23 protein-coding genes are annotated in these 22,935 nt (G+C 61.5%); 9 read left to right on the top strand and 14 right to left on the bottom strand.

The window, feature by feature from the left end; translation table 11 throughout:
- Window positions 1-8: 8 nt before the first annotated feature.
- The 8 genes from KG698_RS02605 to gap (KG698_RS02570) all read right to left on the bottom strand — a co-directional run bounded on the left by KG698_RS02605 (window position 9) and on the right by gap (KG698_RS02570) (window position 7,757).
- Window positions 9-1,364 (bottom strand): pyruvate dehydrogenase complex E1 component subunit beta, encoded by a 1,356-nt coding sequence (locus KG698_RS02605; protein ID WP_213683983.1) that lies wholly within the window; start codon window positions 1,362-1,364, stop codon window positions 9-11.
- Between the two features lie 15 nt (window positions 1,365-1,379).
- On the bottom strand, window positions 1,380-2,384 hold the full coding sequence (gene pdhA / locus KG698_RS02600) for a pyruvate dehydrogenase (acetyl-transferring) E1 component subunit alpha (protein ID WP_213683982.1): 1,005 nt from the start codon (window positions 2,382-2,384) through the stop codon (window positions 1,380-1,382).
- A 250-nt stretch (window positions 2,385-2,634) separates the two neighbouring features.
- A complete protein-coding gene (locus KG698_RS02595) occupies window positions 2,635-2,928 on the bottom strand; it encodes a septum formation initiator family protein (RefSeq protein ID WP_213683981.1) in 294 nt (97 codons plus the stop codon).
- A gap of 127 nt (window positions 2,929-3,055) precedes the next feature.
- A complete protein-coding gene (locus KG698_RS02590) occupies window positions 3,056-3,946 on the bottom strand; it encodes a fructose bisphosphate aldolase (protein ID WP_213683980.1) in 891 nt (296 codons plus the stop codon).
- Between the two features lie 85 nt (window positions 3,947-4,031).
- Window positions 4,032-5,216 carry a phosphoglycerate kinase gene (pgk, locus tag KG698_RS02585; protein WP_213683979.1) on the bottom strand — a complete coding sequence of 395 codons (1,185 nt, stop codon included), beginning with the start codon at window positions 5,214-5,216 and terminating at the stop codon, window positions 4,032-4,034.
- A 160-nt stretch (window positions 5,217-5,376) separates the two neighbouring features.
- A complete protein-coding gene (gene gap / locus KG698_RS02580; RefSeq protein ID WP_213683978.1) occupies window positions 5,377-6,381 on the bottom strand; it encodes a type I glyceraldehyde-3-phosphate dehydrogenase in 1,005 nt (334 codons plus the stop codon).
- Window positions 6,382-6,500: 119 nt separating this feature from the next.
- Window positions 6,501-6,644 carry a hypothetical protein gene (locus KG698_RS02575; RefSeq protein ID WP_213683977.1) on the bottom strand — a complete coding sequence of 48 codons (144 nt, stop codon included), beginning with the start codon at window positions 6,642-6,644 and terminating at the stop codon, window positions 6,501-6,503.
- 108 nt (window positions 6,645-6,752) lie between these two features.
- On the bottom strand, window positions 6,753-7,757 hold the full coding sequence (gene gap, locus KG698_RS02570; protein WP_213683976.1) for a type I glyceraldehyde-3-phosphate dehydrogenase: 1,005 nt from the start codon (window positions 7,755-7,757) through the stop codon (window positions 6,753-6,755).
- A gap of 236 nt (window positions 7,758-7,993) precedes the next feature.
- On the opposite strand from gap (KG698_RS02570), the gene KG698_RS02565 reads away from it, so the two are divergent.
- Window positions 7,994-8,422 carry a DUF2267 domain-containing protein gene (locus KG698_RS02565; protein ID WP_213683975.1) on the top strand — a complete coding sequence of 143 codons (429 nt, stop codon included), beginning with the start codon at window positions 7,994-7,996 and terminating at the stop codon, window positions 8,420-8,422.
- A gap of 93 nt (window positions 8,423-8,515) precedes the next feature.
- Window positions 8,516-9,724: a ribonuclease D gene (gene rnd, locus KG698_RS02560; RefSeq protein ID WP_213683974.1), complete on the top strand. Its 1,209-nt coding sequence runs from the start codon at window positions 8,516-8,518 to the stop codon at window positions 9,722-9,724.
- 6 nt (window positions 9,725-9,730) lie between these two features.
- Here the strand turns inward: rnd and KG698_RS02555 are convergent, their stop codons facing one another.
- A complete protein-coding gene (locus KG698_RS02555) occupies window positions 9,731-10,180 on the bottom strand; it encodes a hypothetical protein (RefSeq protein ID WP_213683973.1) in 450 nt (149 codons plus the stop codon).
- A gap of 131 nt (window positions 10,181-10,311) precedes the next feature.
- Here KG698_RS02555 and KG698_RS02550 point away from each other — a divergent pair, with 131 nt between their 5' ends.
- On the top strand, window positions 10,312-10,740 hold the full coding sequence (locus KG698_RS02550) for a SufE family protein (RefSeq protein ID WP_213683972.1): 429 nt from the start codon (window positions 10,312-10,314) through the stop codon (window positions 10,738-10,740).
- A gap of 53 nt (window positions 10,741-10,793) precedes the next feature.
- Here the strand turns inward: KG698_RS02550 and KG698_RS02545 are convergent, their stop codons facing one another.
- The 5 genes from KG698_RS02545 to KG698_RS02525 form a co-directional block, all read right to left on the bottom strand.
- A complete protein-coding gene (locus KG698_RS02545) occupies window positions 10,794-11,417 on the bottom strand; it encodes a DUF1638 domain-containing protein (RefSeq protein WP_213684292.1) in 624 nt (207 codons plus the stop codon).
- 13 nt (window positions 11,418-11,430) lie between these two features.
- Window positions 11,431-12,321 carry an EamA family transporter gene (locus tag KG698_RS02540; protein WP_213683971.1) on the bottom strand — a complete coding sequence of 297 codons (891 nt, stop codon included), beginning with the start codon at window positions 12,319-12,321 and terminating at the stop codon, window positions 11,431-11,433.
- 157 nt (window positions 12,322-12,478) lie between these two features.
- Window positions 12,479-13,186: a B12-binding domain-containing protein gene (locus tag KG698_RS02535; RefSeq protein ID WP_213683970.1), complete on the bottom strand. Its 708-nt coding sequence runs from the start codon at window positions 13,184-13,186 to the stop codon at window positions 12,479-12,481.
- Window positions 13,187-13,330: 144 nt separating this feature from the next.
- The gene (gene bmt / locus KG698_RS02530; protein ID WP_213683969.1) at window positions 13,331-14,347 is read right to left on the bottom strand and encodes a betaine--homocysteine S-methyltransferase; all 1,017 of its coding nucleotides are present in this window, start codon (window positions 14,345-14,347) and stop codon (window positions 13,331-13,333) included.
- Window positions 14,348-14,511: 164 nt separating this feature from the next.
- A complete protein-coding gene (locus tag KG698_RS02525; RefSeq protein WP_213683968.1) occupies window positions 14,512-14,826 on the bottom strand; it encodes a DUF1476 domain-containing protein in 315 nt (104 codons plus the stop codon).
- 171 nt (window positions 14,827-14,997) lie between these two features.
- Between KG698_RS02525 and purC the strand changes: the two genes are divergently transcribed.
- The 6 genes from purC (at window position 14,998) to KG698_RS02495 (ending at window position 22,928) form a co-directional block, all read left to right on the top strand.
- Window positions 14,998-15,759, top strand: a complete 762-nt coding sequence (purC, locus tag KG698_RS02520; protein WP_213683967.1) for a phosphoribosylaminoimidazolesuccinocarboxamide synthase — start codon at window positions 14,998-15,000, stop codon at window positions 15,757-15,759.
- 57 nt (window positions 15,760-15,816) lie between these two features.
- Complete coding sequence (purS, locus tag KG698_RS02515; RefSeq protein WP_213683966.1) at window positions 15,817-16,050, top strand: phosphoribosylformylglycinamidine synthase subunit PurS; 234 nt, start codon at window positions 15,817-15,819, stop codon at window positions 16,048-16,050.
- Window positions 16,047-16,715, top strand: a complete 669-nt coding sequence (purQ, locus tag KG698_RS02510; RefSeq protein ID WP_213683965.1) for a phosphoribosylformylglycinamidine synthase subunit PurQ — start codon at window positions 16,047-16,049, stop codon at window positions 16,713-16,715. The genes purS and purQ overlap by 4 nt, the downstream gene beginning before the upstream one ends.
- Before the next feature lie 48 nt (window positions 16,716-16,763).
- On the top strand, window positions 16,764-18,533 hold the full coding sequence (locus tag KG698_RS02505; protein WP_213683964.1) for an ATP-binding protein: 1,770 nt from the start codon (window positions 16,764-16,766) through the stop codon (window positions 18,531-18,533).
- Between the two features lie 18 nt (window positions 18,534-18,551).
- Window positions 18,552-19,868, top strand: a complete 1,317-nt coding sequence (locus KG698_RS02500) for a sigma-54 dependent transcriptional regulator (protein ID WP_213683963.1) — start codon at window positions 18,552-18,554, stop codon at window positions 19,866-19,868.
- Window positions 19,869-20,300: 432 nt separating this feature from the next.
- Window positions 20,301-22,928, top strand: a complete 2,628-nt coding sequence (locus tag KG698_RS02495; protein ID WP_213683962.1) for a ribonuclease E/G — start codon at window positions 20,301-20,303, stop codon at window positions 22,926-22,928.
- Window positions 22,929-22,935 lie beyond the last annotated feature (7 nt).

The raw sequence follows: 22,935 nt of genomic DNA, 5'->3' as shown, positions 1-22,935 counted from the left end.
CGCGCTCCTTAGCGATAGGTGACTTTGCGTGCGGCTTCGACCACCTCGGCGGTGGTGACGAGTGCCAGCTTTTCAAGATTGGCTGCATAGGGCATCGGCACATCCTTGCCCGTGCAGTTGATCACCGGCGCATCGAGATAATCAAAGGCGTTTTGCATGATCCATGCGCCCAAGTGATTGCCGATAGAGGCGACGGGAAAGCCCTCTTCGATGGTCACGCAGCGGTTGGTTTTCATCACCGAGGCCAGCACCGTATCGTAATCAAGCGGGCGCAGCGTGCGCAGGTCGATCACCTCGGCGCTAATCCCTTCCTTGGCGAGGATCTCTGCCGCCTCAAGCGTATAGGTCATGCCGATGCCCCAGCTGATCAGGGTGACATCGCTGCCTTCACGCCAGATGCGGGCCTTGCCGAAGGGGATGGTGAAATCGGCAATATCGGGCACCTCGAAGGAACGGCCATAAAGGATCTCGTTTTCAAGGAAGATGACCGGGTTCGGGTCACGGATCGCGGTTTTGAGCAAGCCCTTGGCATCCGCCGCCGAGTAGGGCTGTACCACTTTCAGGCCCGGAATATGGGCATACCATGCCGCGAAATCTTGGCTGTGTTGGGCGGCCACGCGAGCAGCAGCCCCGTTGGGGCCGCGAAACACCATCGGCGCGCCCATTTGGCCGCCCGACATGTAGAGCGTCTTGGCGGCCGAATTGATCACATGGTCAATCGCCTGCATCGAGAAGTTGAAGGTCATGAACTCGACGATGGGCTTCAGCCCGCCGAATGCCGCGCCAACGCCGATACCGGCAAAGCCATGTTCGGTGATCGGCGTGTCGATGACGCGCTTGGCCCCGAACTCATCAAGCAGACCTTGCGTCACCTTGTAGGCGCCTTGGTATTCCGCGACCTCTTCACCCATCACAAAGACGGTGGGGTCGGCGCGCATCTCCTCGGCCATGGCGTCGCGCAAGGCTTCGCGCACGGTCTGGGTTTTCATCGGCGTGCCAGCGGGCCAATCGGGGCTGCGATCAACCACCGGCGCGGCAGGTGCGGCCGCAACAGCGGCGGGCACCTTCTCGGCGGCCTGCGGCGCCTCGGCGGCTTGGGCAGCGGGTGCTGTCATCGCCTCGCCCGCCTCGCCGATGATGGCGATGGCGGTGTTGACCTTCACCCCTTCGGTGCCTTCGGCGATCAGGATCTTGCCGATCACACCCTCATCGACAGCTTCGAATTCCATCGTCGCCTTGTCGGTTTCGATCTCGGCGATGATATCGCCCGCTTTCACGGTATCGCCTTCTTTCACCAGCCATTTGGCCAGCGTGCCTTCTTCCATCGTGGGGGAGAGGGCGGGCATCAAAATCTCGGTTGCCATATCTGTGTCGTCCTCTCAGGCGTAGATGTCTGTCCAAAGCTCTTCGAGCGGCGGCTCTGGGCTTTCCTTGGAGAATTCGGCGGCGTCATTGACGATATCCTTGATCTCCTTGTCGATCTTTTTCAGATCGTCCTCAGAGGCATGGCCGCCCGTCAGCAACATCTGGCGCACTTGTTCGATGGCGTCGCGCTTTTCGCGCATCTCCTGCACCTCTTCGCGGGTGCGGTATTTCGCGGGGTCCGACATGGAATGGCCGCGATAGCGATAGGTCATCACCTCGAGGATATAGGGGCCCTTGCCCGCGCGGCAGTGCGCGACCGCGCGCTCGCCTGCACCCTTGACGGCCAGCACATCCATCCCGTTCACCTCTTCGCCCGCGATGCCATAAGCCTCGCCACGCTTCCACAGCGCGGGGGATTTGGTGGCGCGGGTGACGGAGGTGCCCATCGCATAATGGTTATTCTCGATCACGAAGATGACGGGCAAATCCCAAAGCTGGGCCATATTGTAGGTCTCATAGACCTGGCCCTGGTTGGCGGCCCCATCGCCAAAATAGGCGAAGGTCACGCGGTCATTGCCAAGATACTTGTCGGCAAATGCCAAACCCGCCCCAATCGGCACCTGCGCGCCCACGATCCCATGCCCGCCGTAGAAATGCTTTTCCTTGGAGAACATATGCATCGAGCCGCCTTTGCCCTTGGAATAGCCCCCAATGCGGCCGGTCAACTCGGCCATCACACCCTTGGGGTCCATGCCGCAGGCCAGCATATGGCCATGGTCGCGGTAGGAGGTGACGCGCTTGTCCCCCTCGGAGGCCGCAGCCTCAAGGCCCACGACGACCGCTTCTTGGCCGATATAGAGGTGACAAAAGCCGCCGATCAGGCCCATGCCATAAAGCTGGCCCGCCTTTTCCTCGAAGCGGCGGATCAAAAGCATATCGCGGTAATAGCGTTTGAGGTCATCAGCCGAAATATTCGGCCTTGCCGCCTCGGTTGTTGCCGCGGTTTTGCGTGGTGGCATGCGGGTCATCCTCCCCCGGATCGCAAAGATAGTTTAACGTTAAACAGTTCCCTATCATAGGCAATGACAGATTGCACCCGGCAATCCTGACGCAGGGGGTTGCAATAGATGCAAGGCTACTCAGCCGCCATGCCCGTGGCGGATTGGTCTGTTTTGCGAATTTTTGGAAAGGCAAAGGGGCGCGTCACAGCCTAGCGCGTGTCGCGTTCTATCGCATTCACCGCAACAGGCGAACGCGACACGCTTTAGATCAGGGCAAGACGATCTCATCGGCGCGGATATAGCCCAAAACATCGCGCAATTGCTGATCGAGCAAGTCGAGATCGAGATAGTCATCCGACAGGCGGCGGGTCAAAAGCTCGATCCGGGCGACATCTTGGCTGATCGCGGCCAGCTGCACCTCAAGCCGTGCGGCCTCGGCCTCGATCTGGACGCGCTGGAAAAGCCCATAGTCGCCTTGCACCGCAGTAAAGGTGAAATGCGCCCCGATAAACAGCAGCACGACGGGCAGGATCAAACCACCAAGAGATTTCGTACGTGTCATGACCGTGCTGCGCTGCCTTTTCCCCGCACCTGTTCCGGTGCGTTAGGGGGAGAATCGCACAATGATTCGCGAAAGGGAATCCCCCATTTCGCGAAAATGATTCGTTTTTTCGCCGTATAGCGTGCGCCTAGCTTATCGAGGCTGCATGGATCGCGTCGATGGCCGCGCCGAGTGTGGCGTTGAAATCCGCATCGGATTGATCGGCCGATAACCCCTCGGTTAGGGCGCGCGAGAAGCTTGCGATCATGCCGGGGTTTTGGGCCAGCCGCGCACAGGCGTCATCGCGGTGATAGCCGCCCGATAGCGCCACAACGCGCATCACCTTTGGATGCGCCATCAAGGGCGCGTAAAGGCCAGGATGGTTGGGGATGGTCAGCTTGAGCATCACCTGCGCGCCATCCGGCACCGCATCAAGCCCCTTGAGCAGGGCGGCCAAAAGCATCTCTTCGGCGGCGGGTTTGTCGGGGGCGTTGATATCAACTTCGGGCTCTAGGATCGGGATCAGCCCCTTGGCCAGCACCTTAAGGCCCAGATCGATCTGTTGGGCCACGATATCGGCAATGCCGCCTGCATCGGCCCCAAGAATGACCGAGCGTTCCTTGGTGCCGAAAATCCCATGCGCCACGGCGCGATCAAGCAGCGCGTCAAGGCCGGGGATGGGTTTGAGCATCTGCACGCCATTGGCCGCAGCCTCTAGCCCCTTGTCGATCTTGAGGAAGGGGACAACGCCCTTTTCCGCCCATAGATAGCTTGCGGCGGGTTGGCCCGCGATCTCGCGCTCCATGGTCATTTCGAACAAGATCGCACCGATGACCTTGTCACCGCGAAAGGCCGGGGCGGTGGCGATGCGCGCACGCATGGCGTGGATCAGGTCGAACATCTCAACCTCGGTGGCATAGGCCGCCTCTGGCACGCCATAAAGCTTGAGCGCTTTAGGGGTGGAGCCGCCCGATTGATCAAGTGCCGCGATGAACCCTTGTCCGGTCTGCATTTGGCGGGTCATGGCATCACGCGACATTGGCGCACTCCTTATGGCGTTGGGCAATTTCCACTCCATGCCAAAGCGCTTGGCGCCTGTCCATCATGGTGGCGCAAACAGTCGCTTAATCCGTGATTTCAAGTGCCGCGACACCGGGCAATGTCTTGCCCTCCATCCATTCAAGGAATGCGCCACCCGCCGTCGAGACATAGCTGAAATCATCAGCCACGCCTGCTTGGTTCAGTGCGGCCACCGTATCCCCGCCACCCGCGACCGAAATCAGATTGCCCGATTGCGTCAGCTTTGCCGCAGCGCGCGCGGCAGCGACGGTGGCAGCATCAAAAGGCGCAATCTCAAAGGCACCCAAGGGGCCGTTCCAGATCAGCGTTTTGGCCTGTGCAAATGCGGCGGTGATCCGCGCCACGGTCTCGGGGCCAGCGTCAAGGATCATCCCCCCCTCTGGCACAGCGTCGATTGCCATCACCTGATGGGGGGCATGGGCGGCAAAGGCTTCAGCCACCACCACATCGCTGGGCAAGATGATCTCACAGCCCGCCGCAGCGGCACCCGCCATGATCGCGCGCGCGGTGTCGGCCAGATCATGCTCGCAGAGCGATTTTCCTACGCCATGCCCTTGTGCGGCAAGAAAGGTATTGGCCATGCCGCCGCCGATGATCAGCTGATCGACCTTGCGGGTTAGATTTGCCAAGAGATCAAGCTTGGTGGAAATCTTGGCACCGCCCACAACCGCCACCACGGGGCGGGCAGGGCGGCCCAAGGCCGCCTCAAGCGCGGCCAGTTCGGCGGCCATCAGCCGCCCGGCGCAAGCGGGCAACAGCCGCGCCACCCCTTCGGTCGAGGCATGGGCGCGGTGCGCGGCCGAAAAGGCGTCGTTGCAATAGATATCGCCCAAGCTGGCAAGGAACTGCGCCATCTGGGGATCGTTGGCTTCCTCCATCGGGGTGAAGCGGGTGTTTTCGACCAGCACCACCGCATCGGCGGGTAGGGCGTCTAATCCGGCACGGCTGGGTGTCTCGACAAAGGTGACGGGGCGGCCCAAGGCAGCCTCGAGCGCGGGCAGTGTCACGCGGAGCGACATCTCGGCCACGGGCTTGCCCTTTGGCCGACCGAAATGGGCCAACAGCACGGGCTTGCCGCCCTTGGCCAAGATGTCGTGGATTGTCGGCGCGATGCGCCTGATGCGGGTATCGTCGCTGACCTGACCATCTTGGAGCGGCACATTGATATCGACACGGACCAGCACGGTCTTGCCGCCCATCTCCATGTCATCGAGTGTTTTCCAGCGCATCTTACCCTCCGTCATCGCTTTCGCGCCGCGGTCTTAGCATGCGTTTTGTGACACGCCAGAGACTTCGACAGCTTTGGCGGGCCTATTTTACGAAAGCAGAAAATCACAGGCACGGGGGCGGGGGCAAAATTTCGCGCCCATCCCCACATCGCGCCCGCCGTTACAGATGCTTGCCCATCTCGACCGCCGTATCGGCCATGCGGTTGGAAAAGCCCCATTCATTGTCATACCAACTTAGCACCCGGCACAGATTGCCATCCATCACCTTGGTCTGGTCGGTGGCAAAGATCGAGGAATGGGGATCATGGTTGAAATCTTGGCTGACCAGCTTGTCATCGGTCGCGCCCAAGATGCCCTTGAGCGGGCCATGCGCGGCGGCGGCATGGATGGCGGCGTTGATCTCAGCGGTGGATGTGTCGCGCGCGGCCTCGAATGTCAGATCGACGACCGAGACATTGGGCGTCGGCACCCGGATCGCCACACCGTCAAGCTTGCCGTCGAGCTCCGGCAGCACCAGCCCCACCGCCTTGGCCGCACCCGTGGAGGTGGGGATCATGCTCAGTGCGGCGGCACGCGCGCGGTAAAGATCGCTGTGCATTGTATCGAGTGTCGGCTGGTCGCCCGTATAGCTGTGGATCGTGGTCATGAAGCCGCGCGTGATGCCGATGGCTTGATGCAGCACATGGGCCACGGGGGCCAAGCAATTGGTCGTGCATGATGCGTTCGAGACGATCACATCATCGCGCGTCAGCGTCTTGTGGTTCACACCATAAACGATGGTCTTGTCGGCACCTTTCGATGGGGCCGAGACAAGCACCCGCTTTGCGCCGTTTTCCAGATGGATCGCGGCGCGGTCGCGGTCGGTGAAGATGCCGGTACATTCCAGCACGATATCGATACCCGCCCAAGGCAACTCGGCCGGGTTGCGGATTGCTGTCACCGCGATGGGGCCGCGCCCGACATCAATGGAATTGGCCGTTGTCGTCACCGTGGCCGGAAAGCGACCATGCACGCTGTCAAAGCGCAACAGATGGGCGTTCGTCTCGACCGGGCCTAGATCATTGATCGCGACCACCTCGATATCGGTGCGTCCGCTTTCGATGATGGCGCGCAGCACATTGCGCCCGATCCGACCAAACCCGTTGATGGCGACCTTTACGGCCATGGCACGCTCTCCCGTCTGTCTCGGTGGCTGGTGCGGCACTGCCGCCAAAGGCCAGCACAGGTTGAAATGTTACCGCTAACATAAACCTTTTAACCAAGACCGGGAAAAAAGGGAAGGGGTTAGCGCCAAAAGGCCATCCAGTTGAGCAGACCGGCAAAGCGCCGCGCCAGCGAGAGTGATACATCCCAGCCAAAGAGGCTGGCATCGATGGCCAAGAACACCGCGATAGAGATTGCAAAGAAAATCGCCAAACCGTTGGTCATGACCGCCCTCGTTACACTGGGCGCAACCTTGCACGGGCGCGCGCAAAAGAAAACCCGCGCGCCACCGATCAAGCAGCGCGCGGGTCTTGGTCAGCCGTCACCGCGCGGTCAGTGCAGCAAACGCCCCATCGCCGCCGAGACATCGGCCATGCGCGCCGAAAAGCCCCATTCGTTATCGTACCACGCCAAGACGCGCACGGTGCGCCCGCCCACGACCTTGGTCTGATCGGGGGCGAAGATGGCTGAGAATGTCGTATGGTTGAAATCGATCGAGACCTTGGGCTCGGTGTCATAGGACAAGACGCTGCGCATATGTCCCTCGGCGGCTTCGCGCATGATCTCGTTCACATCTTGCACCGTCACGCTGCGCCCGGCCTCGAAGGTCAGATCGACACAAGAAACATTGGGTGTGGGCACGCGCAGCGATGTGCCGTCAAGGCGGCCTTCCAACTCGGGCAGCACCTCTTTGAGAGCTTTGGCCGCCCCGGTCGAGGTGGGGATCATCGCCATCGCGGCAGCGCGCGCGCGATAAAGATCGTCATGGCGGCGGTCCAGCGTGGGCTGGTCGCCCGTGTAGCTGTGGATCGTTGTCATAATCCCGCGCTCAATGCCAATCGCGTCATTGAGAACCTTGGCAATCGGGGCCAAGCAATTGGTCGTGCAAGACCCGTTCGAGACGACATGATGCTCGGCCAAAAGCTCGCGGTGGTTCACACCATAGACGATGGTCTTGTCGGCATTCTTGGCGGGTGCCGAGACCAGCACACGCTTGGCCCCGCGCGTCAGATGGACGGCGGCGGCGTCGCGGCTGTTGAACTTTCCGGTGCATTCCAGCACCACATCGCAGCCTTCCCAATCCAATTCGGCCGGATCATAGGTTGAAAACACCTTCATCGGGCCACGGCCCAGATCCATGGTGTCGCCCTGCACGCGCACCTCGCCGGGAAAACGGCCATGCACGCTGTCATAGCGCAGAAGATGGGCGGTGGTCTCAATCGGGCCGGTGGCGTTGATCTTGACCACCTGCACATCGTTGCGCGCGGCTTCCGTGATATGGGCGAGCGTACAGCGCCCGATCCGTCCGAAACCGTTGATCCCAAGGGTGATCGTCATGCCAAGCCTCATGGTTTGTCGCGCGAAGTCTTTGCTTCGCATACCCAAGCATGCCGCATTGGCCAAGGAAAAATCGTCGCAATTCCGGATGTTAGCGTAACCGTTAGCGTCAACATCGCGGGTTTGCGCTAACACGCCCCGCAATGGCCCAGTGATCAAGATCAAGGCGCGCATGCGATGGCCATGATTTCCTGTCCCCGGCGGCATGATCGCACCGACATGAAGGAGCAAGGCAGATGAGCGCGCTTGGGTTAAAGATCATCGACGAATCCGTGCAACAGGCCAATATCTGGATCAACGAGGTCGATTACCGTGTGGGGCTGGTCAACAAGCAGCGCGCCTATCGCCTGTTGCGCGCGGTGTTGCATGCGCTGCGCGATCAGTTGACCCCCGACAGCGCCGCGCATCTGTCGGCGCAATTGCCGATCTTTGTGCGCGGCATTTTTTACGAGGGCTACAACCCCTCAAGCATGCCTGCCGCGATCCGCGACAAGGATGACTTCATCGCCCGTGTCGTGGCGATCTTCGGCCCCGAGCCGCCCGAGGATATCGCAGGCGCAATCAGCGGGGTCTTCGATGTGCTCGATGCCCGCCTCTCACCCGGAGAGATGGCGCAACTGCGCGGGCAAATGACCCGCGATATCCGCGCGCTTTTCGCCGATTAAGGCAGCCTAGGCGCTGTCGGACCGGGGCCGGCAGGGCCAAACGCGCGCAGGGCGGTGGCACGCGGCCCCTTTTCTTTCCCGCGCGCCTCGCCTATGCGGATTTGGCCCGTGCCATGGCGGGTGGCGAAAAAGACCACTGCATTGACCGAGATCTTGACAACCACCGAGGCGCTGGCGGCGTTTTGTTCCAAGGCTGAACATGCGCCCTATGTCACCGTCGATACGGAATTCCTGCGCGAGCGGACCTATTTTGCACAGCTTTGCTTGGTGCAGCTTGCGTTGCCGGGGCAAGGCGACGGCGAGGCCGTCTTGGTCGACCCGCTGGCCGAGGGGCTCTCGCTCGATCCGCTTTACGCGCTGTTTCGCAATCCCAATGTCATCAAGGTGTTCCACGCCGCACGCCAAGACCTTGAAATCTTTCATGTCGAGGGGGGTGTTGTGCCAAGCCCGCTGTTCGACACGCAGGTCGCGGCGATGGTCTGTGGCTTTGGCGATCAGGTGGGATACGAGACATTGGTGCGCAAGATCGCGCGCGCCAATCTCGACAAATCCTCGCGCTTTACGGATTGGTCACGCCGCCCCTTGAGTGACGCGCAAAAGACCTATGCGCTGGCCGATGTGACCCATCTGCGCCAGATCTACGAATATCTCAGGGCCGAGTTGGCGCGCACCGGGCGCACCCAATGGCTGGAAGAGGAATTGGCGCAGCTTACCGATGCCTCGAGTTACATCGTCGATCCTGAAGACGCATGGCAAAGGCTGAAGCTGCGCACGAGTTCCGGGCGCACCTTGGGCATCGCCAAGGAATTGGCCGCCTTCCGCGAGCGCTATGCCCAGCAAAAGAACATCCCCCGAAGCCGGGTGATCAAGGATGACGCGCTGATCGAACTTGCTTCGACCAAGCCGCGCAGCTTGGCCGATCTGTCGAAATCGCGGCTATTGCTGCGCGATGCGCGCAAGGGCGAGATTGCCGAAGGTCTGGTCGCGGCGGTGGTGGCTGGGCTCGAGATGCCAGCCGAGCGTCAGCCCGAGATGCCCGAGGGGCGCGACCGCTCGAACCTCAACAGCGCGCTGGCCGATTTGTTGCGCGTCTTGCTCAAGGCCAAGGCCGAAGAGGCGGGCGTTGCCACCAAGCTCATCGCCTCCTCCGCCGACCTCGACGATATCGCTTGCGGCGATCACAACGGGATCTGGGCAACAGGCTGGCGGCGCGAAGTTTTTGGCAATGACGCGCTGCGCCTTGTGCGCGGTGAGATCGCGCTTTCCGCCAAGGGCGACCGGGTCAAGATCGTCAAGGTGTAATGCGGCTTACCGGCGGGTGACGGTCTGCCGGTTCTCGGCCCCCACCACGGTGATCGTGCGGATGCCCTGCAAGGCGAAATGCGACAATTCCAGCCCGGTGATGACTTCGCGCGATTGCGGCGTGCCGGATGGTGTGGGTGACGGCGGCGGAAATAGGCGAAATTCATAGATCAAGGCGCCATTTTCGCGGGCAACCTCGACCAGATCTGCCTCCCAATAGCCTTGGGTTTGGGGGCGGCCTGTGGCGCGCAGGATCGCGCCCTGCGGCGTCGGGTCAATGGCGAGTCCCACGACCTCTGCCACCAGAAAGCGACGGTCCAGCGGATTTTCAGATACGGGTTCTGCTGCGCGCACACGCTCTTCGCGGGTCTCGCCGAACCAGTTGAACGGGTTAAGCCGCGTGCCGCAGGCAGCAAGGCTTGTCAGCAGGGCAAGGGCAAGGATCACGCGCAGCATGTGGCACTCCGTCGGTCGGTCACGCCCCTGTGCTAGCGCAGGATGGGTGTGAAGGAAAGCCGCCTCTGGACCTTCGCGCGCGCCTTGCATAGGTCAGGGGGGCAGGCATAACCCAATAGGAGAGCGCAAAGATGGCAAGCGCCGCCTTCGAAGAGATCGCCGAAACCTTTGAATTCCTCGAAGATTGGGAAGAGCGTTATCGCCATGTCATCGATCTGGGCCGCGCGATGGCCCCGCTTGATGATGCCTTCAAGGTGCCCGCGACCAAGGTCGATGGCTGCGCCTCTCAGGTATGGATCTTGCCGCAGATCGAGGGGCAGGGGGCAGGCGCGGTGTTCCATTTCCAAGGCGAAAGCGATGCGATGATCGTGCGCGGGCTGATCGCGGTCTTGCATGCGCTTTACGATGGGTTGCATTTGACCGAGGTCTTGCTCGTTGATGCCGGTGCAGAACTGGCACGGCTGGGGCTGAACGATCACCTGTCGGCGCAGCGCTCGAACGGGGTGCGCGCAATGGTAGAGCGGATCCGCAGCGTCGCCGCCGAGGCGATTTCCGGCTAGGGCGGCGAAAAACCCGGGTTTTTCGCATGGGAAATCTGCAGATTTCCTCACCCTCAAAGCTGCGACATCGCCACTTCCAGATCGCCGTAGCCGGTCAAGCGCCGCTCGAAGTCAAGCTTCAAGAACGCTGCGCAAGCCTTTGCTTTTTCTGTAAGTTCTGGATCATCCGTCTGGGCCTGATAGACCAGCTTGGTGTAGTTTCCGAAATACATGTCGCGCAGTTGCGGAAAGCGGTCGAGGCCCAAGGGCTTGGTGACGAAAGCATCAAATTGGCGCACCAAGAAATCGGTCAGGTAAAAGGCCGTCATCTCGTCACGCGCGGCAAAGACCGTGTTGCCCTCGAAAAAGCTGTAGCAATGCGGCCCCTTCAGCATGCCAACACCCAGCCGTTCGCAGACGGCCTGCAACAGCCCGCCCGTGCCGCAATCGGCGTAAAGCACAAAGACCTGCGCGTAATCGGCACTGCGCGCGGTCACGGCTGTCTCAACGGCTTCGGGGATCCGCTCGGGGTGGTTGTGCAAGATCGCGGGCAGGCAGTGCAGATCAAGATGATCCCATCCATTGGCAGATTTGAGGTCCAAGATTTCGCGCGCCAACGCCCCGCAGCCGATTAACAGCACAGGGCCCCGCCCCTCAGGGGCAAGGCCAGTCTCAAGCAGGGTTTCATCGTCGATCATGGTCATGCCGATGTTATGCCTGAGGTGGGCCACGGCGCAAAGCCCTTGCCGCGACAAAGCGTGGCCCCAGAACGGCAAGCACAAGCCCCGCCAGAACCACGGCGCCCGCCAGCGCCTCGGCCCCGGTGATGCGTTCGCCCAAAACAATGGCCGCCGTGCCCATGCCCACCAGCGGGATCATCAGCGCAAAGGGCGTGACCTGTGCCGCGCGATGGCGCGACATCAGCGTGCCCCAGATCGAATAGCCCACCACGGTCGAGATCAGCGCCACATAGATCACCGCCAACCAACCTTTCAGGCTGAGCGCGGCAATTGTCGCAAAGGGTGCGTCGGTTTCGATCAAGACCGACATCCCCAGCATTGGCAGCGGTGGCACGAGACATGCCCAAAGAAACAGCGCCAGCATGTCCACACCGGGCAGGCGGCGCAGCACCAGATTGCCAATCGCCCAGCACAGCGCCCCGCACAAGATCAGGCCCAGACCCAGAAGCGTAATATTGCCGCCCGAGATCAGCCCAAAGAGCGCAAGACCCAAGACCGCAAGCCCGATCCCCAAGCCTTGCACCAGCGTCACCCGCTCACCAAAGGCCGCCCATGCCATGATGATCGTCATTGGCACTTGGCTTTGAATGATGAGCGAGGCAAGCCCGGCGCTGGTCCCTGCCGTCAATCCGCTGAAAAGAAACGCGAATTGCCCCATGTTGATCAGCGCGCCCACGGCGATGATCGCAGGCCAGCTTGCCGGGCGGGGAAACAGGAACAAGAGCGGGATGAGAATTGCAAAGCGCAAACCCACGAACAAAAGCGGCGGCAATTCCTCCAGCGCCAGCTTCATGCCGGTGAAATTCGACCCCCAAGCAAGGATCACCACCAGCACAAGGGCGATATCGCGCGATGGCATCATCTTGCACGCATAGGGCAGGGCGGGGTGATCAGGCCGGTCATGGCGCGCAGCAAACGCCGGCCCATGACAAAGCGCAAGGGGGCGCGCGGTCGTGCAAAAAGAAACGGCCCGGTCTGCTGGACCGGGCCGTGAAACTTTGGCGGGGTCGCGCCCAAGATCAGGCGCGCGCGGCCATTTGGTTATGGCGGCGCAGCACGAACTCCTTGGCCGTTTCCACCGCCACGGCGGCATCGCGGCAATAGGCATCGGCACCGATCGCGCGGCCGAATTCCTCGTTCAAGGGCGCGCCACCGACCAAGATGATATAGTCGTCGCGAATGCCCTTATCCTTCATCGTGTCGATCACGACCTTCATATAGGGCATGGTCGTGGTCAGAAGGGCGGACATGCCAAGGATATCGGCCCCTTCGGATTCCAACGCATTCAGGTAATTTTCAACGGCATTGTTGATGCCGAGATCAACCACTTCAAAGCCTGCGCCTTCCATCATCATGCCGACAAGGTTCTTGCCGATATCGTGGATGTCGCCCTTAACCGTGCCGATCACCATCTTGCCGATGCGCGGCGCGCCGGTCTCAACCAGAAGCGGCTTGAGAATCGCCATCCCGCCCTTCATCGCATTGGCGGCCATCAGCACTTCGGGCACGAACAAGATCCCGTCGCGGAAATCGTTGCCCACCACGGTCATGCCACCGACCAAGGCCTTGGTCAGAATGTCATAAGGCGTCCAACCACGTTCCAGCAGGATATTGACCGATTCTTCGATCTCTTCCTTCAGGCCATCATAGAGGTCGTCATACATCTGGCTGACCAGCTCGTCATCGGCGAGCTCGGAAAGGATGATGTCATCACTGTCATCGGACATGGGTGCGTCTCCTGTGGCACTGCCCCGCGCCTTGCGCGTCACGTTCTTGTCCTAGTGCAAATCGCAGCGTCGGAATGTCGAATTGCGACATCGCCCAGACATGGGGCGACGCCCCGGCCCATGCGCGCCGCTTTTGGTCTGGCTTCAGTCGCGCGCGCGCCGCTTGTTGCTGCGCTCGCGCTTGGGGCCGTTGTCATCGGTTCCGTCCGAGCCCGAGGAAAAGCCACCAAGCGCGTCGGTGATCGCCTCAAGGCTGGGGGCAGGCCCGCGCGGTGTGGTCTCGAGGGCTGCGCGCATCGCGCGGAGATGCTCGGGCGTGGTGCCGCAGCAGCCGCCGATGATCGTGGCCCCCGCATCGCGCGCCATCACCGCGTAATGGGCCATCAACTCAGGCGTGCCGTCGTAATGGATATGGCCTTCATGGTATTTCGGGATGCCGGCATTGCCCTTGGCGATCACCGGGCGCTCGGTGCCTGCGGCGCGAAAGCCCAAAACCGTGCGCAACAGATCCGAGGCACCCACCCCGCAATTGGCCCCAAAGGCCAAGGGCGCATGGGCCAGCTTCTCGACCATCTCGGCCATCGCGGCCGAGGTCAGGCCCATCATCGTGCGCCCGGCCGTGTCGAAACTCATCGTGCCGCACCATTCCATGCCTGCGCGTTTACACCCTTCGGCGGCGGCGGCGTATTCTTCCGGCGCGCTGATGGTTTCCACCCACAGCACATCGGCCCCGCCATCGCGGAGTCCCTCGGCTTGTTCATGAAACATTTCGACAGCCAAATCATGGGTGAGGCTTCCCATCGGCGCCATGATTTCGCCCGTCGGGCCCATCGAGCCTGCGACAATCACCGTGCGACCGGAGGCATCGGCCACCTCGCGCCCGATCTCGGCGGCAAGTTTGTTGAGCGCGTAGCAACGATCTTGCGCATTGTGCAGCTTGAGCCGCGAGCGCGTGCCACCAAAGGAATTGGTGAGGAAAATATCCGATCCCGCCTCGACCGCGCCGCGATAGAGCGTGGCGATGCGGTCGGGATGTTCCTCGTTCCACAATTCCGGCGCGTCGCCCGATGACAGCCCCATGTTGAACAAGGTCGTCCCCGTCGCGCCATCGGCCATCAGCCAGTCACGTTGGGACAAAAGCTCGGCAAGCTTGTTGGTCATTGGGGTCACTCCTTGGGCAAGATCGCGCGCGTGGCCCACATGGACCCGCGCCACGATATGAACAAGGCGCAAAATATGCATGACGATCATGAATCATTTTCATGATCAAACGCAAATCGGCCCCGCCTTCTGGCAGGGCCGCATGATCGCAGGCGGAAAAGCGCTTAGATCTCAGTCATCAACTGCGACTTGGCCACGGCCAAAAGCGCGTCGTATTTGGCGCGCAGATCGGCCTCGGGAACGCGGTCGCCCAGATCGGCCAGCAGCTTGCGCATGACGTCCTCATGGCCGGCTTCCTCGAAATCGGATTTGACAACCTCTTTGGCATAGGCCTCGGCGTCGTCGCCCGTTTTGCCCAAGATATCGGCCACCCACAGACCCATCAGCTTGTTGCGCCGTGCCTCGGCGCGAAACTGCATCTCTTGATCATGGGCGAACTTGTTTTCGAAGGCGTTTTCGCGGTCGTCAAAGGTGGTCATTTTACTCTCCATCACGATGCACAGCTGTTGGACACGATCTTAAGGGGGGGTGTGCAGGGGCCGCAAGCGCCGATCCGGCGCGTCGCTTGCGACACAGCGCGCTTTGCCCTATAGCCGCCTCAAAGATGCGAGGCGAGCAACCCGCCGCGCCCCATCGACCCCGGAGACAGCATGGCACGTCGCAAAAAGGTCTACGAAGGCAAGGCCAAGATCCTCTATGAAGGCCCCGAGCCCGGTACTTTGGTGCAGTATTTCAAGGATGATGCCACTGCGTTCAACGCCGAAAAGCGTGCGACCGTCGAGGGTAAGGGCGTGCTCAACAACCGCCTGTCCGAGTTCTTTATGACTGGGCTGAACGCGGTGGGCGTGCCCACGCATTTCATCCGCCGACTCAACATGCGCGAACAGCTGATCCGCGCAGTCGAGATCATCCCGCTCGAAGTGGTCGTGCGCAATGTCGCGGCCGGTTCCATTTCCAAGCGGCTCGGTATCGAAGAGGGCACACCGCTGCCCCGTCCGATCGTGGAGTTCTATTTCAAGAACGACGCGCTAGGCGATCCGATGGTCAGCGAAGAGCATATCATCGCCTTCGGCTGGGCCAGCCAACAAGACATGGACGACATGATCAGCCTTGCGCTGCGCGTGAATGATTTCTTGTCGGGGCTCATGCTGGGCGTCGGCATCAAGCTGGTGGATTTCAAGATCGAGATCGGCCGCATCTGGGACAATGATTATATGCGGCTCATCATCGCCGATGAGATCAGCCCCGATAGCTGCCGCTTGTGGGACATGGAAACGGGCCAAAAGCTCGACAAGGATGTGTTCCGTCGCGATCTGGGCAATTTGACTGATGCCTATACCGAGGTGGCGCGCCGTCTGGGTGTCTTGCCGCAGCGCGAGACGGGTGTCACCAAGCCCACGCTGATCAACTGACGCCCCGCCGCGCATGCGGCGGTTGCGTATTTTGCGAAAGATGAAGGGAAGGGTCAGATGAAGGCCACCGTGACCGTGATGTTGAAATCGGGCGTTCTCGACCCGCAGGGCGAGGCGGTGAAATCCGCGCTGGGCAGCCTTGGCTTTGACGGTGTGGCAGGCGTGCGCCAAGGCAAGGTGATCGAGCTTGATCTGGCCCAAGGCACGACCCAGGCCGATGTGACCGCGATGTGCGAGAAGCTCTTGGCCAATACGGTGATCGAAAGCTACCGGGTGGAGATGCATCCGTGAAGGCGGCGGTTCTGGTTTTTCCCGGCTCCAACTGCGACCGCGATCTGGCCGTGGCCTTTCGCGCGGCGGGCTTTGAGACCCAGATGATCTGGCACAAGGATGCGGCCTTGCCTGCGGGCATCGATATCGTGGGCGTGCCGGGTGGGTTTTCCTATGGCGACTACCTGCGCTGCGGGGCGATTGCCGCGCAATCGCCGATCATGCAGGCCGTGGGCGCCCATGCGGCGCGCGGTGGCTATGTCTTGGGCATTTGCAACGGCTTTCAGGTCTTGTGCGAGACCCGCATCCTGCCCGGTGCCTTGATGCGCAATGCCGGGCTGAAATTCGTCTGTCGCCCGCAAAAACTGCGGGTCGAGACAACCGATAGCCTGTTCACGAACGGCTATGCGCAGGGTGCCGAAATCACCATTCCGATTGCGCATCATGATGGCAACTACGTCGCCGATCCCGAAACACTGGCCCAGCTTACCGCCGAGGATCGGGTCGCCTTTCGCTATCTGGGCAACCCCAATGGCGCGGTCGACGATATCGCGGGCGTGCTGAGCGCCAATCGCCGGGTGCTGGGCTTGATGCCGCATCCCGAACGCGCGATGGAGCCTGCCCATGGCAGCGCCGATGGTGCGGTCATGTTCCAAAGCCTCGCCCAAGCCTTGGTCGCGGCCTAAGCGCGCGCATGGCTTGAGTGCGGGGCCGCGCGCCCCTACGATAGTGCGATGATCACCGTCGATCCTCATGGTGCGCAAGACCCGCAGCCGCGCCGCCCAAGCTGGGCGCAGCGCGCGATTCTGGTGGTCTTCGTGCTGGGTGCAGCCGCGATCATTTGGGTGTCGAACGGCTTTTTGACACAGCGCTTCACCGAAACGACCCGCAACCGGGCGGAACTGCGCTTGGCGATCTATTCGGGCAGCTTACAATCAGAGCTACAGCGCCATTCCGTCGTGCCGCTGTTGCTGTCGCGCGATCCGATGCTGATCCGCTCGCTTGAGACCGACAGCTTTCAAGAAACCAGCGCGCGGCTGATCTCTTATGTGGAGGAAATCGGCGCGGCCTCCCTGATGCTGCTGGATGGGGACGGGCGCGTTGTGGCCGCCACCGACCGCGAGCGACTGGGCCAAACCCGCAGCGATGATCCGTTTTTCGTCCAAGCCATCCGCTCGACCGATACGGTATTCACCTCCAACGAGCCTGAAACCGGGCGCTTCGACTTTACCTTTTCGCGCGCCATGCAGGGCATGGATAACGGGCTTTTGGGGGTCATCGTGGTCGAGGTTGACCTCTCGCGCCTTGTCGAACGCTGGCGGGGTGCGACCGAGGCGATCTTTTTGATGAATAGCGAGGGCGATATTATCTTGTCGACCGAACCGCGCTGGCGTGGCCGGACCGAGGCCGAGGCGCTGGCGCTGCAACCCGTCCAAACCGCCATTCAGCGCGCGCTCCAAGCCACCGGCGATTTCGCTTTCGGCGAAGTAAGACCGGGCTTTTTCGAAGGCGACATCATCCGGCTCGAAAGTCGCATCCCGTTTCGGGGCTGGCGTATCGTCAGCTATACAACCTTCACCTCGGTGCGCGAGCGGGTGAACGGGGTTCTCTCGCTCCAGATCATGGGATTCGCGCTCCTCTTGGCGGGGGGGTTTTACGTTTTTGGCCGTCGCGCGCGGATGCAAACCTTTCGACTGCAACGCGAATCGGCAGAGCTTCGCCGGTTGAATGCGCGGCTCCAGCGGGAAATCGCCGAGCGCCAGCGCGTCGAACGCACGCTGGAAGAGGCCGAGCAAAGCCTTGCGCAAAGCCAGAAACTGGCCGTCTTGGGTGAGATGTCGGCGGCGGTCAGCCATGAGTTGAACCAGCCGCTTGCGGCGATGAAAACCTATCTGGCTGGTGCGCGCCTGTTGTTACAACGCAAGCGCGTGGAGGAGGCCGCCTCGAGTTTTCAGCGCATCGATGATCTGATCGACCGGATGGGTGCGATCACGCGGCAGCTGAAATCCTATGCAAGAAAGGGCGGAGATGCGTTGGAACCCGTCGATCTGCGTGACGCACTCAAGGGGGCGCTCACGATGATGGAGCCGCAATTGCGCACCACGCGGGTCGAGATCAACCAAAGCCTGCCGCGCCGCCCGGTCATGGTCTTGGCCGACCGGCTGCGATTGGAACAGGTGATTATCAACTTGCTGCGCAACGCGCTTGACGCACTCAAGGATGTCGAGAAACGCGAGTTGGACCTGTTGATCGCCGAGGGCGAAGAGGCAGTTCTGACCGTGCGCGACAGCGGCAAGGGGATTGACGATCTCGATGCCTTGTTCGAGCCGTTCTATACCACCAAGAAACCCGGTGAGGGGGTGGGGCTTGGGTTGGCGATTTCGTCGGGGATCATCACCGATTTTGGCGGTCGGTTGACCGCGCGCAATGGCGAAACGGGTGGCGCAGTGTTCGAGATCCGTCTGCGGCCGTTGTCCGCTAGCACGACGAAGGCCGCACAGTAGCGGGAAAGGAAAGCGCAAATGAAAATCGCGATCGTGGATGACGAACAAGATATGCGCCAATCGATCAGCCAATGGCTGGCGCTCTCGGGGTTCGAGACCGAAACCTTCGCCTCGGCCGAAGAGGCGCTTAAGGTGATTGGCGCTGATTGGCCGGGTGTCGTGGTCAGCGACGTCAAGATGCCGGGCATGGATGGCATGGCCTTTCTCAAGCGCTTGATGGGCATTGATAGCGGTCTGCCGGTGATCATGATCACGGGCCATGGCGATGTGCCCATGGCGGTCGAGGCGATGCGGATCGGCGCTTATGACTTCCTCGAAAAACCCTTCAATCCCGACCGGATGACCGATCTGGCCAAGCGCGCGGGCCAACAGCGCCGCCTGACGCTCGATAACCGCGCGCTGCGCCGCGAACTCAGCGATGGCACGGTGCTGATGCGTAAGCTGATCGGCACCAGCGCCGTGATGGAGCGGCTGCGCGAAGATATCCTCGATCTGGGCCAAGCCGATGGTCATGTGCTGATCACGGGCGAGACCGGCACAGGCAAGACCCTTGTCGCCCATGCGCTGCACGCGGTTGGCCCGCGCGCAGGCCGCAGTTTCGTGGCGCTGTCATGCGCAGCCCATGACGAAGAGACCTTGGCCGCGCGCCTGTTCGGCCCCGTGGGTGAAGATCAAGACAAACCCTTGGTCGAACAAACGCGCGGCGGCACCTTGGTGCTCGAAGATATCGAAAGCCTGCCGCAATCGCTTCAGGCGCGGCTGTTGACCGTGATTAACGCCCAAGGCGTGCCCGCCGAAACCCGCATCGTGGCGATCTGTAACGCGTCCGAGCCCGAACACTGCGAGGCCAGCCTGCGCCCGGATCTGTTCTACCGGCTGGCCGCCATGCGCATCGACCTGCCGCCGCTGCGTCAGCGCGGCGAGGATATCTTGACGCTCTTCACCCGGTTCGGCGAACAATTCGGCGAGGAATACGGCACCGAGGCACCACAGGTCACAGCCCAAGAAGCCGCCCAGCTTTTGCAAGCGCCATGGCCCGGCAATGTGCGCCAATTGATCAACATCGCCGAGCGCGCGATCTTGCAACAGCGTCGCGGCTCGGGCTCGATTGCCTCGCTCTTGATGGCCGACAATGCCGAGATCGCACCGCAAGCCATCGGCGAGGGCAAGCCGCTCAAGGAATATGTCGAAGCCTTTGAGCGGATGCTGATCGACAACACCATGCGCCGCCATCGCGGTGCGATTGCAAATGTGATGGATGAGCTTTGCCTGCCGCGCCGGACCTTGAATGAGAAAATGGCCAAATACGGGCTAAGCCGGTCGGATTACCTGTAAATCGCGGGCCTGTCTGACGCCCAAGCGCGCTTTGTTGTCCGCACGAATTGCCATTGCGTTTTGCATCACGCGCCCCTTAATGTGCGAGGACGGCATCTTGCCGTTTGAACCAGTTTCTCTGCATCCCCCATCCGCGCCGGATCCCGAGCGCGACAGGGACAGCAGGTCACTCGGGCACGAATCGGATCGGTTCGTCCCACATTGAACCGCCCCCGCAACGGGGCATGAATGGTCGCGTCGATGATCGGCACGACCGGAGACAGACGCGATGCACGCTCAGGGCACAGACATGGCAAGACGGGCAGGGGTCACAACCTCAGCCGTCGCCACGGCCCCCGGCATCGCCCATCACATATATCGCGACATCGCCCCCGCCGTCCGGTGCATTGCACCGCCGGGGCGCGCGCGTGGCCTGTCGCGGGCAAGGATATCATGGCTAAGCAGATGCTCATCGATGCCACCCACCCGGAAGAAACCCGGGTTGTCGTGGTTGACGGAATCAAGGTCGAAGAATTCGATTTCGAGTCGCTAAACAAGCGGCAACTTGCGGGAAATATCTATCTGGCAAAGGTCACGCGGGTCGAACCCTCGTTACAAGCCGCCTTTGTGGATTACGGCGGAAACCGGCATGGTTTCCTTGCTTTCTCGGAAATCCATCCCGATTACTACCAGATCCCCGTGGCCGATCGCGAAGCGCTGTTGCGCGAGGAGCGCGAATACGCCGAATCCATGGCCGATGAGGCCGAGGAAGAGGCAAAGCCCAAGCGCGCCCGCCGCCCGCGCCGCCGTAAATCCGGCGAGACCAAGGCCGAGGCCGTGACAGGCGACGCGGTCACCACTGCCGACGTCACACCCATCGAAGGCATGGAAGTGGTCGATCTGGGCGATGCGCCCGATCAAGACAGCAACAACGACGCCGATTTTGATACCGAAGGCGACGACAACGGCGATCATGGCGACAACGGCCATGACGAGGGCGATCATGCCCATGATGATGACGGCGATATGGGCCAAGCGCCCGAAACCGTCACCGATGACGACGCCGAGGAAGATATCCGCCCGATGCGCAAACCGCGCGCGCGCAGATACAAAATCCAAGAGGTTGTGAAAGTGCGCCAGATCATGCTGGTGCAGGTGGTCAAGGAAGAGCGCGGCAACAAGGGTGCGGCGCTGACGACATATCTGAGCCTTGCAGGTCGCTACTGCGTGCTCATGCCCAACACGGCGCGGGGCGGTGGCATTTCGCGCAAGATCACCAATATCGCCGACCGCAAGAAGCTTAAGGAAATCGCCCAAGAAATCGATGTGCCGCAGGGCGCGGGGCTGATCATCCGCACCGCAGGTTCTCAGCGCACCAAGACCGAGATCAAGCGCGATTACGAATATCTTCAGCGTCAGTGGGAACAGATCCGCGAACTCACGCTGAAATCCATCGCGCCCGCCCCGATCTATGAGGAGGGTGATCTGATCCACCGCACGATCCGCGATCTTTACACCCGCGAGATCGACGAGGTGCTGGTCGAAGGCGAGGCAGGCTATCGCCATGCCAAGGACTTCATGAAAATGATCATGCCGTCCCATGCCAAGAACGTGAAAGCCTATACCGATCCCACACCGCTTTTCGCGCGCTACAAGGTCGAGGGCTATCTGGCCGATATGTTCAACCCGACCGTGCAGCTGCGCTCGGGCGGCTATATCGTGATCGGCATCACCGAGGCACTGGTGGCCATCGATGTGAACTCGGGCCGGGCCACCAAGGAAGGCTCGATCGAAGAGACAGCGCTCAAGACCAATCTTGAGGCCGCCGAAGAGGTTGCCCGCCAAGTGCGCCTGCGCGATTTGGCCGGTCTGATCGTCATCGACTTCATCGATATGGACGAGCGGCGCAATAATCTGGCGGTCGAGAAGCGGCTGAAAGACAAGCTCAAGACCGACCGCGCGCGCATACAGGTGGGCCGCATCTCGACCTTTGGCCTGCTCGAGATGTCGCGCCAACGTTTGCGCCCCGGCATGCTCGAGGCCACGACCCAGCCCTGTAAGCATTGCCATGGCACGGGGCTTATCCGCTCTGATGACAGCCTTGCCTTGTCGATCTTGCGCCAGCTTGAGGAAGAGGGCGGCAAGGGCCGGTCCAAAGAGGTCAAGGTGATCGCGCCTGTCGACATCGTGAACTATTTGATGAACGAAAAGCGCGATTATCTGGTCGCCATCGAGTTGCGCTACGGCATGTCTATCCGGATCGAAGCCGATGCTGCGATGGTCTCGCCCGATTTCAAATTCGAGCGTTTCAAGACCGCAACGCGCAAGATCACGGCTGTTTCGCCCGTGATTGCGATGGACGCCACCTTGATGGACGATATCGAGGATGAGGACGAGGCAATCGTCGATGTCGATATCGATGAGGATGACGAAAGCGAAGCGCCCGCCACCAAGCCCGCGGTCAGCGCTGCCCCTGATGCGGAGAATGGCGAAGACAACCCGCGCAAAAAGCGCCGCCGCCGCCGTGGTGGCCGTGGACGGCGCAAGAAGATCGGCGAGAACGGTGTCGAGATGGACTTTGAGACCGATGCCGAAGCTGTGAATGAGGGCGAAGGCGACGGTGATACTTCCGCCGAAATGTCACCCGTAGCCGCGCCAGAGGTTGCAGTGGCACCCGAAACAGTGGCCGAGGTTGCCGCTGAAAAGCCAAAGCGGCGCAGCCGCAAGCCCGCCGCTGCCAAGGCAGAACCGGTGGTCGTTGAGGCGCAAGCCAAAGCTGAGGCTGAGGCTGAGGCCGAGCCAGCGCCCGCCGCAGCGGTGGCAGAGGCCCCCGCCAAGCCCGCCGCGAAGCCGCGCAGCCGTAGCCGCGCCAAGCCTGCAGCCAATGCAGAGGCTTTGCCGACATCTGACGCCCTCGTCGTCGCAGCAGAGCCGGCACCGGCCCCAGAACCAGAACCCGCCCCGGCACCCGCTGAGGCGGCACCCGCCAAGGCAGAACCCGTGGCCGCGCTCGCCCCAAGCGCACCGGCCCCCGCCGAGCCGGATAAGCCGCGCCGCCGTGGTTGGTGGTCGAAAGGCTGAGATGATC

It is taken from the genome of Roseicyclus sp. (genome assembly GCF_018402035.1).
Lineage (GTDB): Bacteria > Pseudomonadota > Alphaproteobacteria > Rhodobacterales > Rhodobacteraceae > Roseicyclus.
Note: the sequence above shows the minus strand (reverse complement) of the source record. Positions and strands in the feature narration are given on the sequence as shown.

Excerpts from the sequence above, each read along its gene's own strand:
- KG698_RS02500 (WP_213683963.1), top strand. The coding sequence starts at position 18,552 with ATGAAAATCGCGATCGTGGATGACGAACAAGATATGCGCCAATCGATC.
- purS (WP_213683966.1), top strand. The coding sequence starts at position 15,817 with ATGAAGGCCACCGTGACCGTGATGTTGAAATCGGGCGTTCTCGACCCG.
- KG698_RS02550 (WP_213683972.1), top strand. The coding sequence starts at position 10,312 with ATGGCAAGCGCCGCCTTCGAAGAGATCGCCGAAACCTTTGAATTCCTC.
- bmt (WP_213683969.1), bottom strand. The coding sequence starts at position 14,347 with ATGACCAACAAGCTTGCCGAGCTTTTGTCCCAACGTGACTGGCTGATG.
- KG698_RS02590 (WP_213683980.1), bottom strand. The coding sequence starts at position 3,946 with ATGTCGCGTGATGCCATGACCCGCCAAATGCAGACCGGACAAGGGTTC.
- gap (WP_213683978.1), bottom strand. The coding sequence starts at position 6,381 with ATGGCCGTAAAGGTCGCCATCAACGGGTTTGGTCGGATCGGGCGCAAT.
- KG698_RS02555 (WP_213683973.1), bottom strand. The coding sequence starts at position 10,180 with ATGCTGCGCGTGATCCTTGCCCTTGCCCTGCTGACAAGCCTTGCTGCC.
- KG698_RS02595 (WP_213683981.1), bottom strand. The coding sequence starts at position 2,928 with ATGACACGTACGAAATCTCTTGGTGGTTTGATCCTGCCCGTCGTGCTG.
- KG698_RS02525 (WP_213683968.1), bottom strand. The coding sequence starts at position 14,826 with ATGACCACCTTTGACGACCGCGAAAACGCCTTCGAAAACAAGTTCGCC.
- KG698_RS02575 (WP_213683977.1), bottom strand. The coding sequence starts at position 6,644 with ATGACCAACGGTTTGGCGATTTTCTTTGCAATCTCTATCGCGGTGTTC.
- pdhA (WP_213683982.1), bottom strand. The coding sequence starts at position 2,384 with ATGCCACCACGCAAAACCGCGGCAACAACCGAGGCGGCAAGGCCGAAT.
- purC (WP_213683967.1), top strand. The coding sequence starts at position 14,998 with ATGGCACGTCGCAAAAAGGTCTACGAAGGCAAGGCCAAGATCCTCTAT.
- rnd (WP_213683974.1), top strand. The coding sequence starts at position 8,516 with ATGCGGATTTGGCCCGTGCCATGGCGGGTGGCGAAAAAGACCACTGCA.
- gap (WP_213683976.1), bottom strand. The coding sequence starts at position 7,757 with ATGACGATCACCCTTGGGATCAACGGTTTCGGACGGATCGGGCGCTGT.
- KG698_RS02540 (WP_213683971.1), bottom strand. The coding sequence starts at position 12,321 with ATGATGCCATCGCGCGATATCGCCCTTGTGCTGGTGGTGATCCTTGCT.
- KG698_RS02545 (WP_213684292.1), bottom strand. The coding sequence starts at position 11,417 with ATGATCGACGATGAAACCCTGCTTGAGACTGGCCTTGCCCCTGAGGGG.
- KG698_RS02535 (WP_213683970.1), bottom strand. The coding sequence starts at position 13,186 with ATGTCCGATGACAGTGATGACATCATCCTTTCCGAGCTCGCCGATGAC.
- KG698_RS02605 (WP_213683983.1), bottom strand. The coding sequence starts at position 1,364 with ATGGCAACCGAGATTTTGATGCCCGCCCTCTCCCCCACGATGGAAGAA.
- KG698_RS02495 (WP_213683962.1), top strand. The coding sequence starts at position 20,301 with ATGGCTAAGCAGATGCTCATCGATGCCACCCACCCGGAAGAAACCCGG.
- pgk (WP_213683979.1), bottom strand. The coding sequence starts at position 5,216 with ATGCGCTGGAAAACACTCGATGACATGGAGATGGGCGGCAAGACCGTG.
- KG698_RS02505 (WP_213683964.1), top strand. The coding sequence starts at position 16,764 with ATGATCACCGTCGATCCTCATGGTGCGCAAGACCCGCAGCCGCGCCGC.
- KG698_RS02565 (WP_213683975.1), top strand. The coding sequence starts at position 7,994 with ATGAGCGCGCTTGGGTTAAAGATCATCGACGAATCCGTGCAACAGGCC.